Raw genomic sequence first — 13,578 nt, forward strand, 5'->3', positions numbered from 1 at the left:
CTCCGCAACGCGCTATGTTCCATCTTCGTTCTTTTTTTGGAGTAGCATGTTGGAGCCGTTAGTGATCGCTATAGTCGGTATGTGCGCACTTTTGCTCGGACTGGTTCTTGGCTGGATTGCCGGTCGTCACGGCACAAATGACGGTGCCGAAACTGTAGCTTCTTTGCGACTCAGTCTTGATGGCGTGATCGTCGAAAGAGAAGAAGCGCGCATAAAGCTGGCTCAGGCAGAAACGGCACTAAGCGAACGTGAACAGTCTTTTGAAGAACAATTATCTACATTGGCGGCTGCAAAAGAATCTTTGTCAGGGCAATTTGCCGAAATAAGCCAGAAATTGCTGCACGATGCACAAACTGCTTTTTTGCAGCGTGCCAGCGAACGCTTCGATCAGGCCGGCGAGAAAAACGAAGAGAAGATTAAATTGTTGCTCTCGCCCGTAGGCGACAAGCTAAAGGCCTATGAAGAGCAAGTTGATCGGATCGAAAAGGAGCGATCTGTGGCTTACGGTGACTTGAAAGGCTTGATCGGCGAGATGAAGCAGGGGCAAGAACGCGTTACAACCGAAGCTGCCAGAATCGTAAACTCGCTGCGTTCGGCGCCCAAAGCAAGCGGACGTTGGGGGGAGCAGCAGTTTGAAAATTTACTGGAAATAGCTGGTTTGAAGAGCGGAATAGATTATCGAAAAGAAGTAAGCGTTGCAAATGCGGACGGTATTTTTCGTCCCGATTTTGTTATAAATTTGCCGGGCGACCAAACTTTGATTGTCGACATAAAATGTCCGCTTGATGCGTATTTGGCCGCTGTAGATGAAGTGGAAACCGAAGCGCGGCTGGCATATATGAAAAAACACGCGAATGCGGTGAGCGGGCACGTCCAGTCATTGGCTTCGAAAGCCTATTGGAACCAATTTGATAAGGCGCCGGATTATGTGGTTCTCTATATTCCGGGGGACAATTTCCTCTCTGCGGCATTGGAACATGACCTCGATTTGTGGGAACGCGCCGCGCGCAACAGGGTTATCGTGTCTGGCCCTGCCACATTTTTTCCACTTGCGAAAACTATCGCAGGGATGTGGCGGCAGAAGAAATTGAGCGACGAGGCGCGCCAGATCGGTGCGTTGGGCAAAGAAATGTATGACCGTCTTGCTGTGGCAGCCGAGCATTTGAAGAAAGTAGGCTCGAGCTTGGGCCGAACGGTGGGGCAATATAATGATTTTGTCGGTAGTTTTGAACGTAATGTTCTTTCCACCGGTCGCAAGTTTGCCGATTTGAACATTGAAACAGGAAAGCGGGATCTTGAAGACCTTCCTGAAATTGAGGCTTTGCCGCGATACAATGAGGAAGCGGTCAACCGGTTGATTGAAGATCAAAGTGAAATGACAGTATAGTATCGCAGTTTTTCAAGCCGGCCCCTTAAATGTCCGCATGATGAAAGGGGGTATCTTTGATTGCAGGTATCACGTTGTTCTCCACCCTGTCGTTAATCTCTAAAGCGGCATCTCAATAACGCATGGATACCCAATACACTTGTGTGAAGACTAACACAGCATGTAGTCTGCAGGAATACCCAGTCAGCTGGGTGGTCGTTTTAATCTCTACGGGGATTGGCCCATGTTGCATGGAGCTGCCGGAACCCAGCGTAAAGGGAGGGAAACACGCGGAAATGCGTGGTGCTTTCACGCAACACAACCATTACGATTTGGCAGCTATTTTGAAGATAATTACTACAATAAATCAATTATTTAAACTGGTTCCCCGGTAAGGATTCGAACCTCAATAGACGGAGTCAGAGTCCGTAGTCTTACCGTTAGACGACCGGGGAACAGAGGGCGGGCCTATATGCCTGTGCTAGTGGGCGGTCAAGTCGCTGAATCGTGCGTTTCGTGGGTTGTGAGCAAAAATCTTGATATTTTAACCTGTTCGTCGTAGCGTCACCGTCAGGTACCGGCGGGTAATCCGAACCGGATAGAATATAAGAAGAGAATTTCGGCCATGGGCGAAAATATCGCGCCATCGCCGCATAAGGGACGCGGGCGTAAAAGTAGAAAGTCGCCCCGTCGCAAAAAAGCGGCACCGATGGCTGCCAATGGGCAGCCGGCTTCGGCCAATGGCGCGGCGCGTGCTGCGCGGCGTCCCGCATCGAATGGCGTTACATCCTGTGCGTCGGCTTCAAACAATGGCGTTTCTGATGCCCGATCAGATAATTCTGCACGCGCACCCAAATCTGACACATTTTCTTCGAGGCGCAATTGGTTTGAACGCACAGCTTATGCTGCACTTGATCTTGGAACCAATAACTGCCGGCTTTTGATTGCTAAAGCCGGCGGAGATGATTTCACCGTAGTTGATGCTTTTTCCCGTGTCGTGCGTCTGGGGGAGGGGTTAACGTCGACCGGACGGATGAGCGATGAGGCGATGGATCGTGCGGTTGAAGCTTTATCTGTATGCGCGGAAAAGCTGAAGAAACGGAACGTTGTTCTTGCCAGATCAGTCGCGACGGAGGCATGCCGCCAAGCGGTCAATGGCGCGCAATTTATAGAGCGCGTAAAGCGCGAGACGGGTATACATCTTGATATTATCAGCCCGAAAGAAGAGGCTCGGCTAGCTGTGATGGGTTGCCATGCCCTGTTGGAGGAAGGTGATGGCCCAGCGTTGATTTTCGACATTGGCGGGGGTTCGACCGAATTGGTTCTGGTGTCGACCGATGGTGTCGTACCTGAAATTGTCGATTGGGTGAGCGTACCATGGGGCGTGGTGTCCTTGACCGAAAGCGAACGACAGGATGCGGATGATGCCGACAGTCTTGCCAGCACCTATAAAGCGATGCGCGATAAGGTATCTGCGAGCTTTGCCGAATTTGGCGCGCGCCTTCCCAAAACTGGTGGCGACTATCGGTTGCTGGGCACTTCAGGTACGGTTACAACGTTGGCCAGCGTGTATTTGAAACTGCCAAGCTATGACCGCCGCGCCGTGGACGGTCTGCATCTGCCCACGGAAAAAATGCGCGAAATCAGCCGTGAATTGGCCCGAAGGTCGGTTAAGGGCAGGGCTGAGTTTCCCACCATTGGTCATGAACGAGCAGATCTGGTGGTCGCGGGATGTGCAATACTCGAATCCATATTTGATATATGGCCGGGCGAACGTCTGGGCGTCGCCGACAGAGGCATTCGTGAGGGTATATTGCGGGCTCTGATGGCAAGTGACGCCAATCGCAGAAATCGACGGAACTGACGATGGCAGACAATCTTTTTGGCGGGAAAAATTCGGGGCGTAGCCTTGCCGGGCGGCAAAAGGTAAAAACTGCCAAGCGTCGGTCTATGCAATCTACGCGTTGGCTCGAGCGGCAGTTGAACGATCCCTATGTCCGCCGCGCGCATTCCGAAGGCTATCGGAGCCGGGCCGCGTACAAGCTGGTCGAGCTTGATGAGAAATTTCACATATTGCGCGGTAAAAAGTCCGTACTCGATCTTGGTGTTGCGCCGGGCGGGTGGGCGCAGGTTGTTCGGCGGCAAAATCCCAAAGCAAGCGTCGTTGGCATTGATCTATTGCCTGTAGAGCCGCTCGAGGGTGTTATCCTGTTCGAAATGGATTTCATGGATGATGCGGCTCCCGGCCGGTTGATAGAAGCACTGGGCGACGCTCCGGACTTGATACTGTCCGACATGGCTGCCAACACGGTGGGGCATAAACAGACGGATCATTTGCGAACGATGGGATTAGTCGAGGCGGCCGTAGATTTTGCCGTTCAAGTATTGAAACCCGGTGGCGATTTTGTTGCAAAGGTTTTTGCCGGAGGTACAGATCCCGCTTTACTATCGATTTTGAAAAGCAATTTTACCACCGTCAAGCACGCAAAGCCGCCTGCCAGCCGGAAGGGGTCGGTTGAATGGTATGTTATCGCTCAAGGGAAAAAAGTTTAGGGCCAGGACCTGCGTCTTGGGTTCAATTTCGGCTGCGCGCTTTTTCGATGGCAGCTTTGAGCGTATCATAACCCAACGCACCTTCCAAAATTTGATCGCCGATGACAAAAGTTGGCGTCCCGTTAAATCCAACCTGTTGCATGATTGCAAGGTTGCTCTCAATTTCATCTTTGACCTGCTGCGAAGCGGCAAAACTCTCGGCTTCTGCAAGATTTAGCCCCGCTGTTGTCGCGGCGACGCGAATGCTCTGTGTATTGGGAATTCCGGCGGCAAACATTGCGTCGTGGAACGCTTGGTGCTTTCCTTGCCGGGCAGCGGCAAGCGCCCAAGCTGCCGCTTCACGGCTGCCTTGCGATAATATCGGCAACTCGCGATAAATAAGGCGGATGCGGGGGTCATCACGCAATAGACGTTTTACATCGGCCACGCTGGCGCGGCAAAAACCACAGCTATAATCAGTAAATTCGATGATGGTAACGTCGCCTTTGGGGTTCCCGGTTTCTGCGCCGGCAAAGGGTTTAATAATCTCATCCTTTACTGAAGTGAGCCGTTTTGCTGTCTCCCGCTGTTGTAGGATTTCAACTGCTTGCGTGATGATTTCCGGGTTTTCCAGAATATATGCGCGCACCAGAGCTTCGGTTGCCTTGCGCTCTTCGTTCGACATGCCGGCTGCGGCGACCGCCGTATCCGCTGAGGCGGATGCGTTTTGGGCGTTGGGTTCAGATCGGGAACTTTCGGTGTTCGGCACCCACTGCCACAAAAAATAGACGCCGATCAGTGCGAGCACCGAAGCGGCCAAGGCGAGGAAAAGAAGTGGCAGGCGGCTGTTTTTGGCAATCACGTTCATGGCTTTTGCGCTTAAAAGGAAAAAGATGGTTATACCAGTAATTTAGGACCCAGTTTCTAGCGGCGGCGCTTTTTCAACTGGGCCAATTGTGCTTCTGCCACCATGTTGATGTCCTGGGCTCTAATCCAGTCAGGCGTATATTCCGTCAGTCCGGCCATAGCGGTCTGGGCGTTGGGCAGGGCGAATTGAGGTGCGCCTTCCATCAAATAGCGTTCAGCACTAGCCAGTGCAGCGCGGGCAGTGTCGCCTTTTTGGGCATAGACCACACCCAATTGGTACCATGCGAACGGGTTTTGATTGTCTTTTGTCACAGCCGCTTTCAACACTGTGGCGGCCTCGTCCAGATTGGCTTTGTCCTCCGTCGCAACAAGGGCATGGCCAAAAATCGCCGCAATCAGAGGTTGATTGCCCGTAAGCTCTACCGCTTTGCGTAATGGTAAAACCGCATCAACCGGCTTGCCCGATTCCAATAAAATCTGTCCATGCAATTCCAAGAAATAGGGATCATCAGGTGCTAAGGCGACAAGGGAGGACGATTCTTCCAGCGCCTTTTGCGGATACGCACCTTTGTGCCAGGCATAAGCACGCGCATAGCGGGCAGGAATGCTTTTATCGGTTTCCGGATAATCGCGCATAGTGTCAGTGGGATCGGCAAGAAAGCCGGTCAATTTTGCCTTGATCCTTTTGAAATCCGACTCCCATTTCGGGTTCAATGTTTTCTCCCATGCTGGATCGGCTGAATATGTATCTTCCAACACCGAAATGCGTTCCCCTGACAAGGGGTGCGTCCGGCCGTAGCTGTCTTCTTGCGGGATGCCGAGGCGGAATTCAAAATTTTGCAAGGTTTTGAAAAAGTTGATTGATCCTTTGCCGGTAATTCCGGCTGCCGAAAGATAGCGAGCACCCGACGCGTCGGCCGTGCCTTCTTGAGCGCGGCTGAACGCAAGGAATTTTCCAAGCGCAGCTTGCTGTCCTGCGGCCAGTATGCCCATACCGGCTTCGCCCGCACCGGCGGCAATTGCAGCCGCAGCGAGTATCAGTGATGCTATGCTGAGGCCGCTTGCAGCGCTGACACCTTCTGAATAGCGAATAACATGACCGCCTTCGATATGGCCAAGTTCATGGGCGATGACACCCTGTACCTCGTTTGCGGTTTTGGCGGCTTCGATTAGGCCGCTGTGCAGATAAACAATCTGGCCGCCTGCGACAAATGCGTTGATCGAAGGATCATTTATGAGAACAATGTCAACATTGGCCGGATCCAGTCCTGCTGCTCGTATCAATGGTTCTGAAATTTCTTCGAAAAAAGCCTCTGTTTCCGCATCCCGTAATATGGATTGCGCCATTACGGGCTGAGCCGTCAATGCCAGTGCGAGTACACACGCAATAAATGTTCGAAGATGTTTGAATGAAGCTTGAGCCATATCTCGTGTTGTGCCGCCAACAAAGTGAACAGGCAATGAAGAAACCGCGTCGTTGAGGGGAGCGGTTCAAAAACGAAAGCCCCGCCAGTCGAAACGGGCGGGGCATATTTTCGCTTATAGCAGTTTAGCCGAAAGTTCGTTGCCACCAGCCTGTGCGCGGCGGACCATCATTTTCTGCCGGTTGCCCGACGTCTGTTTCTGCTGTTTCTGCCGTCTTCGCCGGGGCTTTCTTGCGGGTTGCCTTTGGCTTTATCGCGGGTGCTTCTTCGATTGCCGGAGCTGCGGAAGGTGCAGGCTCAGGCTCCGGGCTTACCACTTTTGCCCTGCTACGCCTTTTGGGTGCCGGCTTTTCTTCGGCGATGGACACGGCAGGGGCATCATCACTTTCAGCCACCGCCACGACTTCCGCCTTTGGTTTCGCCCTGCTACGGCGCTTCGGCTTTTCAGGTGCTGAAGCGACGGCCACCGGTTCCACAATGGCGGATTGCTCCGGTGAAGTTTCTGCGCCCGAAACGGCGTCTGCTTCGGTTCCGGCACTATCGGTGTCCGAACGACCACGTCCACGGCCGCCACGACGTCCGCGACGGGCTTTGGGCTTTGGATCATCGGTCGGCGATGCCTCGGCTTCGGCTTCGACAATATTGTCGCTGTTTTCAGCATCTGCCTCGATTTGTCCGTCGGCATTTTCAGGACGCTCATCACGCTCGCGTGACTTACCGCCTCTGCGTCCACGACGTCGCTTGCGCCGACGTCCTTCGCCACCCTCGCTATCATCGCGTGGACGATCTTCGCGGGCGCGACGAGGTTCATTTGCCTCTTCTTCTTCGGCTTCAAAATCGTCGATTTCTTCGTCGAAATCATCTTCTTCAATGTCGATGATGGGGGGCAATGCAACCGGAGCCTCCGGGCGCGGGCCTGAGCTGCTTACCGCCAGCTTGGCGCCTTCGGTCTCGCCATTGGGTACAATCAGTATGCGAACATGATAGCGCTCTTCAATGTCCGCCAATTCCCCGCGTTTGTTATTGAGGCAGTAGATGGTGGCTTCCTGGCTGGCTTGCAAAACGATCTGGCTGCCATTGCCCTTCGCGGCTTCTTCTTCGATCAGGCGTAGCGCAGAGAGCGCTGCCGAAGATGCGGTGCGGACAAGGCCGGTGCCTTCGCAATGCGGGCACTGGCGGGTGGATGCTTCCAGCACACCGGTCCGCAAACGCTGACGACTCATTTCCATCAGACCAAAGCCCGATATCCGCCCAACTTGGATGCGCGCACGGTCGTGTTTGAGCGCTTCTTTCATTGCACGCTCTACTTTTCGGGCGTTGCCATGATGCTCCATATCGATGAAATCAATGACGACCAGACCGGCCATGTCGCGCAAACGCAACTGACGGGCAATTTCGCGCGCGGCTTCTAGATTGGTCGAAAGCGCGGTGGCTTCGATGCCATGTTCTTTTGTCGACCGGCCGGAGTTGATGTCGATCGATACCAACGCTTCGGTCGGGTTGATCACGATATAACCGCCCGATTTCAGCTGTACGATCGGCTGATACATGGCGTTCAGCTGGTCTTCGACATGGTAACGCTGGAACAAAGGCACAGGGTCGGCATAATGCTGCACACGCTTGGCGTGGCTGGGCATCAGCAGCTTCATGAAATCCTTGGCTGCCTTATAGCCTTCGGGGCCCTCCACAAAAACTTCCTCGATATCCTTGTTATAGATATCGCGGATAGCGCGTTTGATAAGGTCGCTGTCTGTGTGGATCAGCATCGGCGCTGCCCCGCGCAACGTGCGTTCCCGGATTTCGTCCCACAACCGCGCCAAATAATCGAAGTCGCGCTTGATTTCTGGCTTGGTACGGGCAAGCCCGGCGGTGCGGATGATGCAGCCCATGGTTGAAGGCAAAGTGAGGTCGGAAATGATCGACTTCAGGCGCTTGCGGTCAGCAGCGCTGTGGATCTTTCGGCTGATACCACCGCCATGCGACGTATTGGGCATCAACACGCAATAACGGCCAGCAAGGCTGAGATACGAGGTGAGTGCCGCGCCCTTGTTGCCGCGTTCTTCCTTGACGACTTGTACCAGCAACACCTGGCGGCGGTGGATAACATCTTGAATTTTATAGCGGCGGCGCAAGTTCATGCGCTTGGCACGAACTTCATCGCTGGCTTTTGGCGCGCGGCCTTCGCCACCACCATTACGTCCGCCACGGCCACGGCGACGGCGGTTATTCCGCGCATTGGCGTCATCAAGCGGGTTTTCTTCGTTAGCTTCGTCGCCGTTGCTGCCGAGATCGGGCTCTTCGCCTTCGCTCATGTCGATGGTGTCAACGCTGTCGTCGCTATCGATTTCGATAAAATCGGATACTTCGTCTTCGCGTTCTTCCGACCCTTGCATGATGTCAGAAGGTTCGTCGCTTTCTTCTTCTTCCTGCTCGCGCAAGGCCGCTTCTTCCGCTGCGGCTTCGGCCTCTTCTGCCAACAGTCGTTCGCGATCTTCCTTGGGAATCTGGTAATAATCCGGATGGATTTCAGCAAATGCAAGGAAACCGTGGCGATTACCGCCATAATCGACAAACGCCGCCTGCAGCGACGGTTCGACTCGTGTTACTTTTGCAAGATAGATATTGCCTTTGAGCTGCTTGTGCTCGGCCGATTCAAAATCGAACTCCTCAATCCGGTTTCCTGTGACGACTGCGACCCGGGTTTCTTCCCGGTGACGCGCGTCGATTAGCATACGCGTGGTCATTGAAATTACTCCAGCAGGTGACCGATCCGGTTGTCAGCCCATGGCCGCCTGCTCTATTGTTGGTGCCCAGCCGCATCGGACGCAGTGCGTCGGCCGCGGCATGGCAATATGGTTGAAATGAAAAAAATGCGTCTGCTGCTTGTGCATGGCGGGCGAATATCGCGCGCGCTTGATTTCCAGCCCATACGCCGTTCCCTGTAAGGGCGGCGGAGGCGGAAATATCATGCTTCATGCAGCGTCAACCTGTTAGATGGGCAGTAAATAGTCTGCACCCGATAAAAGGGACAAAGTTATATAAGCCCCATTCAGTCTAGCTAGCACCCGTTTGCAAGATGGGCAAGGGAATGCGTAAAAAGCCTGTAATGGTCGCTTTTGACGCTTCGACGATGAAATGTATGAGTTCACGGCCCAGGTCAAAAATATTTCTGGACCGATCGGTAATCAAAAACGCATAAGGCCAATATGTTGATAATGGCGATCATCGCGACTTTGCCTTGGACCCTGTCACCCGATTGGGCAGGTTCAAAGTCAAACATGGATGGGGCAAAACACAGCATTTTGGTATCGCGGGCACCTCAAAACAAGCCCTTCGCATTTCGGTCGGAGCCGCCAAAAAGGCGTTACGAAGTTACCGCTCCTATAAAGCCTGCTATAGTAAGGAATCTTCCGAAAATTAGCGGTCCTAAAGACAGTTCGCTACCTTTGGTGGTGCTGGATGCGGGGCATGGCGGGCACGATCCTGGCGCTATCAGTCCGCACGGCGGGAAATTTGAAAAGGACGTCACCCTTGCGATCGCCAAATCGATCCGCTCCGAACTTCTGAAAACTGGAAGAATTCGGGTTGCATTGACGAGGGAGTCCGATGCGTTTCTGGTTTTGCAGGATCGTTATGGCATTGCCAGAAAAATGAACGCGGACTTGTTTATTTCGATTCACGCCGACAGCGCCGAAAATCCCGAAGCGAGCGGCGGAACAGTTTACACGTTATCCGAAGTTGCGTCCGATAGGGAGGCGCAACGGATGGCGGCGCGTGAAAATAAATCCGACATCATAAACGGCATCAATCTGGGGCGGGCCGATGCGAATGTATCGTCGATATTGATCGACCTAACGCAACGCGAAACAATGAATATATCCGCCGATTTTGCAAAATTGCTCTTGCGCGAATCAAGGCCGAATATGCGTATCCGGACAAATTCCCACCGTTTCGCATCTTTCATTGTATTAAAAGCACCTGATATGCCATCCGTGCTTTTTGAAACGGGCTATCTCAGCAACGAGGGCGATGTAGAATTTCTCGGATCGGAGGCCGGCCAGAACAAAGTGGCACGCAGCGTGGCCAGCGCTGTGCAGGTACATTTTGCGCGTCGGCTTGCGATAAAATAGCGAGCCTTGCCCGAAAATCGCGATAGGAATGATGAACAATCTGGACCTTGACGGCAAATCGGTTAGAGAGACCCGATAATGACAGGCGCAGTGACCCCACCTGATGAATCATCAAGCATCAGCTATAAGTTGAAACGCGACGTCGGCGGTTTTGTCGGTCGTTTGCAGATTTGGTGGCAACGCAAGCGTTTTCGCTGGGCCGTGTATGCCGTCGGCGCTGCATTGATATTTGTCGCGGCGTTTTGGGCCGTTTTTGCCCGAAACCTTCCGGATGCTGACGCGCTGATCGAATATGAATCGCCTTTGCCGACTGTCGTCCGCGATGTAAATGGGGAGCCTTTCCAAAGCTATGCGCGTGAACGCCGTGTACAATTGGAATATGCGGATTTTCCGCAGCTTTTGATCCGCGCGTATCTGGCTGCGGAAGACAAGACTTTTTTCAGCCATGGCGGCATCGACTATCCAGGCATAGCATCGGCCATATTTGCAAATATTTTTAGCAGCGGGCGGTCACGCGGCGCGTCGACCATAACCCAGCAAGTCGCTAAGAACCTGCTTTTGACAAACGAGTATAGCTATACGCGTAAAGTTAAAGAGGCGATCCTTGCCACGCGGATCGAAAGCGCCCTGACCAAGCCGCAAATTTTGTCGCTCTATTTGAATGAAATCGCGCTTGGGCGTCAATCATTTGGTGTCGAGGCTGCAGCACAGGCCTATTTCGGTAAGAGCGTTGACCAATTGGTTCTGCACGAAATGGCATTTCTTGCCATCCTTCCCAAAGCGCCAGAACGCTACGGACGCGCTAAGCACGTCGACGCAGCCATCACCCGTCGCAATTGGGTGCTGGGTGAAATGTTCGCCAATGGTTGGATTACAGAACAGCAATTGGCGCAGGCCCGCGCGCAACCGCTTGGTTTGATCAAACAACGTGGCACAGGTTACAAAAATATCGGGGGCTATTTTACCGAAGAGGTACGCCGCCAGCTGATCGAAAAATTCGGTGAAACCGATAAGGAAGGTCCGTATAGCGTCTATGCGGGCGGATTGTGGGTCCGCACGTCAATGAACCCTGAATATCAAAAGCTGACAACGCAAGCATTGCGCGATGGATTGCTGCGGTACAATGCGGGCAAGGCGTGGAAAGCGAATATGGGCACAATTGATGTGTCAGACGATCTATGGGCATCGCGATTTGCATCGACCAACATCAGTATTGATTACGCAAATTGGCGCGCAGCTGTCGCCTTGGGCAAAAACCGCGTGGGATTTGTCGACGGCAGCGTTGGGATATTGACCGGCGGTCCCGCAGCCATGCGGGCAGGTGACGTTATTGCAGTTGTTCCCAATGGTGGCAGCAGCTTTTCGGTTCGAACAGTCCCTGAAGTGGGTGGCGGAATGGTCGTGCAAAACCCGCTCAATGGCCGCGTTCTGGCCATTCAAGGCGGGTTTGACAACCGCATATCCAGTTTCAATCGCGCCACACAGGCGCAGCGTCAGCCTGGTTCGACCATCAAGCCCTTTGTATATGCAACCGCGCTCGACAATGGCATGACGCCTACATCGATTATTGTCGATGGACCCTATTGCGTGTGGCAAGGCGCATCGCTTGGACAAAAATGCTTCCGTAATTTCAGCGGTGGTGGTGCAGGGCCGCAAACCATGCGGTGGGGATTGGAACAGTCGCGGAACCTGATGACGGTTCGTGCGGCGGCGGATTCGGGAATGGACAATGTCACCGATACGTTTCGCGCCTTAAGTATCGGCGATTATCCCGATTATTTGTCATATGCTTTGGGTGCCGGTGAAACCACGGTTTTGAAAATGGTGACGGCCTATTCCATGCTGGTCAATCATGGGCGCGAATTGAAGCCGACGCTGATTGACTTTGTCCAGAACCGTAATGGCAAGGTCATCTTACCGGCAAAATGGAAACCATGCCGCAGATGCAGGGCAAAGGATTGGGATGGCAAGCCGATGCCGCGCTTTGTCGCAACCGGCAAACAGGTCATGGATCCGATAACGGCCTATCAAACGGTGCACATGCTGGAAGGCGTTATTCAGCGCGGTACGGCGACGATTTTACGTGATCTTGATCGTCCGCTTTTTGGGAAAACTGGGACGACGACCGGACCAACCAATGTCTGGTTCATCGGCGGTTCGCCGCATCTGGTGGCTGGGCTTTATCTTGGTTATGACCAACCGCGCAACATGGGCGGCTATGCCCAGGGCGGGTCGCTGGCCGCGCCCGTATTCAAGCAATTCGCGCGCACCGCTATGGCAGGAATGCCTAAAACACCCTTTGTTGCGCCTTATGGAACACGGCTGGTCCGCATCGATCGCAAAAGTGGAAAGCGCGTGTACGGATCATGGCCCGGTGATGATCCGAAAAGCGCCGTGATCTGGGAAGCGTTTAAGGCTGAAACGGAACCCAAGCGCTCCATCCGGCGCGAAGACCTTGAAGCACGCGGCGACAAGCCGAAGAAAAAGAATGCATCTGATACCGGCAACAACGCCAAACCCGGGGCAGTATCGCAAGGCCCAAGCGCCGGTACCAAGCGCGATCAGGAATTCATACAGCAAGACGGCGGGATTTATTAGGGTAAGGTCACAAAATCCCGTCGTAAATGCTGGTCTACGTTAAAAATCTAAAACTTCACCTCCGGCGCGGCGCTTATTGTTGGGCGTTCTTCTGCGCCGAGTTCCCAGAAATTTTGTTCGTTAAAGCCGAATGCCCCTGCGAAAAGGACAGCGGGGAATGCTTCGCGCGCGCCGTTATAGTCCGCCGTGACTGCATTATAGGCGCGGCGTGATGCGGCGAGCTTGTCTTCGACATCGGACAGTTCATGCTGCAAAGTCTGAAAATTCTCGTTTGCTTTCAGGTCCGGGTAATTTTCGGCCAGCGCAAAAAGGCTTTTTAATGCGCCTGACAAGCCGTTTTCTGCGGCAGCGGCGGCGGCAGGGTTGGAAGCGCCTAACGCAGAATTGCGTGCGGATATCACCGCATCAAGTGTCGATTTTTCGTGCGCGGCATAGCCTTGAACGGTGTTGACCAGATTGGGAATAAGGTCGTGCCGTTGTCGCAATTGGGCGTCGATGTCGGCCCAGCCTTGCCGTACATTTTGACGCAGGCCCACCAGCCGGTTGTAAATCAATACGGCAATCAGCCCCAAAAAAACGACAATGCCAATAATTACCAAACCCATCGCTTTACTCCCCCTTTTGCGGTCGATAGCATTGGATATCACGGGGGAAGGGGAAA

At 53.5% G+C, this 13,578-nt stretch carries 9 protein-coding genes and 1 tRNA gene; 5 read left to right on the plus strand and 5 right to left on the minus strand.

Annotated features, from left to right (window positions below; translation table 11 throughout):
* Positions 1–46 precede the first annotated feature (46 nt).
* Positions 47–1,387: a DNA recombination protein RmuC gene (gene rmuC, locus ACKVOS_RS09275; RefSeq protein ID WP_409211726.1), complete on the plus strand. Its 1,341-nt coding sequence runs from the start codon at positions 47–49 to the stop codon at positions 1,385–1,387.
* Between the two features lie 360 nt (positions 1,388–1,747).
* Here rmuC and ACKVOS_RS09280 read toward each other — a convergent pair.
* A tRNA-Gln gene (locus ACKVOS_RS09280) sits at positions 1,748–1,821 on the minus strand.
* 254 nt (positions 1,822–2,075) lie between these two features.
* Here ACKVOS_RS09280 and ACKVOS_RS09285 point away from each other — a divergent pair.
* A complete protein-coding gene (locus tag ACKVOS_RS09285) occupies positions 2,076–3,230 on the plus strand; it encodes a Ppx/GppA phosphatase family protein (RefSeq protein WP_409211786.1) in 1,155 nt (384 codons plus the stop codon).
* A 2-nt stretch (positions 3,231–3,232) separates the two neighbouring features.
* Complete coding sequence (locus tag ACKVOS_RS09290; RefSeq protein WP_409211727.1) at positions 3,233–3,919, plus strand: RlmE family RNA methyltransferase; 687 nt, start codon at positions 3,233–3,235, stop codon at positions 3,917–3,919.
* Positions 3,920–3,941: 22 nt separating this feature from the next.
* Here the strand turns inward: ACKVOS_RS09290 and ACKVOS_RS09295 are convergent, their stop codons facing one another.
* The 3 genes from ACKVOS_RS09295 to ACKVOS_RS09305 all read right to left on the minus strand — a co-directional run bounded on the left by ACKVOS_RS09295 (position 3,942) and on the right by ACKVOS_RS09305 (position 8,933).
* Positions 3,942–4,766, minus strand: a complete 825-nt coding sequence (locus ACKVOS_RS09295; protein WP_409211728.1) for a DsbA family protein — start codon at positions 4,764–4,766, stop codon at positions 3,942–3,944.
* A 56-nt stretch (positions 4,767–4,822) separates the two neighbouring features.
* Positions 4,823–6,190: a M48 family metalloprotease gene (locus ACKVOS_RS09300; protein WP_409211729.1), complete on the minus strand. Its 1,368-nt coding sequence runs from the start codon at positions 6,188–6,190 to the stop codon at positions 4,823–4,825.
* A 124-nt stretch (positions 6,191–6,314) separates the two neighbouring features.
* A complete protein-coding gene (locus tag ACKVOS_RS09305; RefSeq protein WP_409211730.1) occupies positions 6,315–8,933 on the minus strand; it encodes a ribonuclease E/G in 2,619 nt (872 codons plus the stop codon).
* A 462-nt stretch (positions 8,934–9,395) separates the two neighbouring features.
* Between ACKVOS_RS09305 and ACKVOS_RS09310 the strand changes: the two genes are divergently transcribed.
* Together ACKVOS_RS09310 and ACKVOS_RS09315 are read left to right on the plus strand one after the other, a co-directional pair.
* Positions 9,396–10,319, plus strand: a complete 924-nt coding sequence (locus tag ACKVOS_RS09310) for an N-acetylmuramoyl-L-alanine amidase (protein WP_409211731.1) — start codon at positions 9,396–9,398, stop codon at positions 10,317–10,319.
* A gap of 78 nt (positions 10,320–10,397) precedes the next feature.
* Positions 10,398–12,917 (plus strand): penicillin-binding protein 1A, encoded by a 2,520-nt coding sequence (locus tag ACKVOS_RS09315; RefSeq protein ID WP_409211732.1) that lies wholly within the window; start codon positions 10,398–10,400, stop codon positions 12,915–12,917.
* A gap of 47 nt (positions 12,918–12,964) precedes the next feature.
* Here ACKVOS_RS09315 and ACKVOS_RS09320 read toward each other — a convergent pair whose 3' ends face one another.
* On the minus strand, positions 12,965–13,522 hold the full coding sequence (locus tag ACKVOS_RS09320) for a LemA family protein (protein WP_409211733.1): 558 nt from the start codon (positions 13,520–13,522) through the stop codon (positions 12,965–12,967).
* Between the last annotated feature and the right edge of the window lie 56 nt (positions 13,523–13,578).

The sequence above is a fragment of the Sphingorhabdus sp. genome (genome assembly GCF_046154385.1).
Classification (GTDB): Bacteria; Pseudomonadota; Alphaproteobacteria; order Sphingomonadales; family Sphingomonadaceae; genus Sphingorhabdus_B.

Coding starts and splice junctions, on each gene's coding strand:
- ACKVOS_RS09295 (WP_409211728.1), bottom strand. CDS start 4,766: ATGAACGTGATTGCCAAAAACAGCCGCCTGCCACTTCTTTTCCTCGCC.
- ACKVOS_RS09300 (WP_409211729.1), bottom strand. CDS start 6,190: ATGGCTCAAGCTTCATTCAAACATCTTCGAACATTTATTGCGTGTGTA.
- ACKVOS_RS09285 (WP_409211786.1), top strand. CDS start 2,076: ATGGCTGCCAATGGGCAGCCGGCTTCGGCCAATGGCGCGGCGCGTGCT.
- ACKVOS_RS09305 (WP_409211730.1), bottom strand. CDS start 8,933: ATGACCACGCGTATGCTAATCGACGCGCGTCACCGGGAAGAAACCCGG.
- ACKVOS_RS09320 (WP_409211733.1), bottom strand. CDS start 13,522: ATGGGTTTGGTAATTATTGGCATTGTCGTTTTTTTGGGGCTGATTGCC.
- ACKVOS_RS09310 (WP_409211731.1), top strand. CDS start 9,396: ATGTTGATAATGGCGATCATCGCGACTTTGCCTTGGACCCTGTCACCC.
- ACKVOS_RS09290 (WP_409211727.1), top strand. CDS start 3,233: ATGGCAGACAATCTTTTTGGCGGGAAAAATTCGGGGCGTAGCCTTGCC.
- rmuC (WP_409211726.1), top strand. CDS start 47: ATGTTGGAGCCGTTAGTGATCGCTATAGTCGGTATGTGCGCACTTTTG.
- ACKVOS_RS09315 (WP_409211732.1), top strand. CDS start 10,398: ATGACAGGCGCAGTGACCCCACCTGATGAATCATCAAGCATCAGCTAT.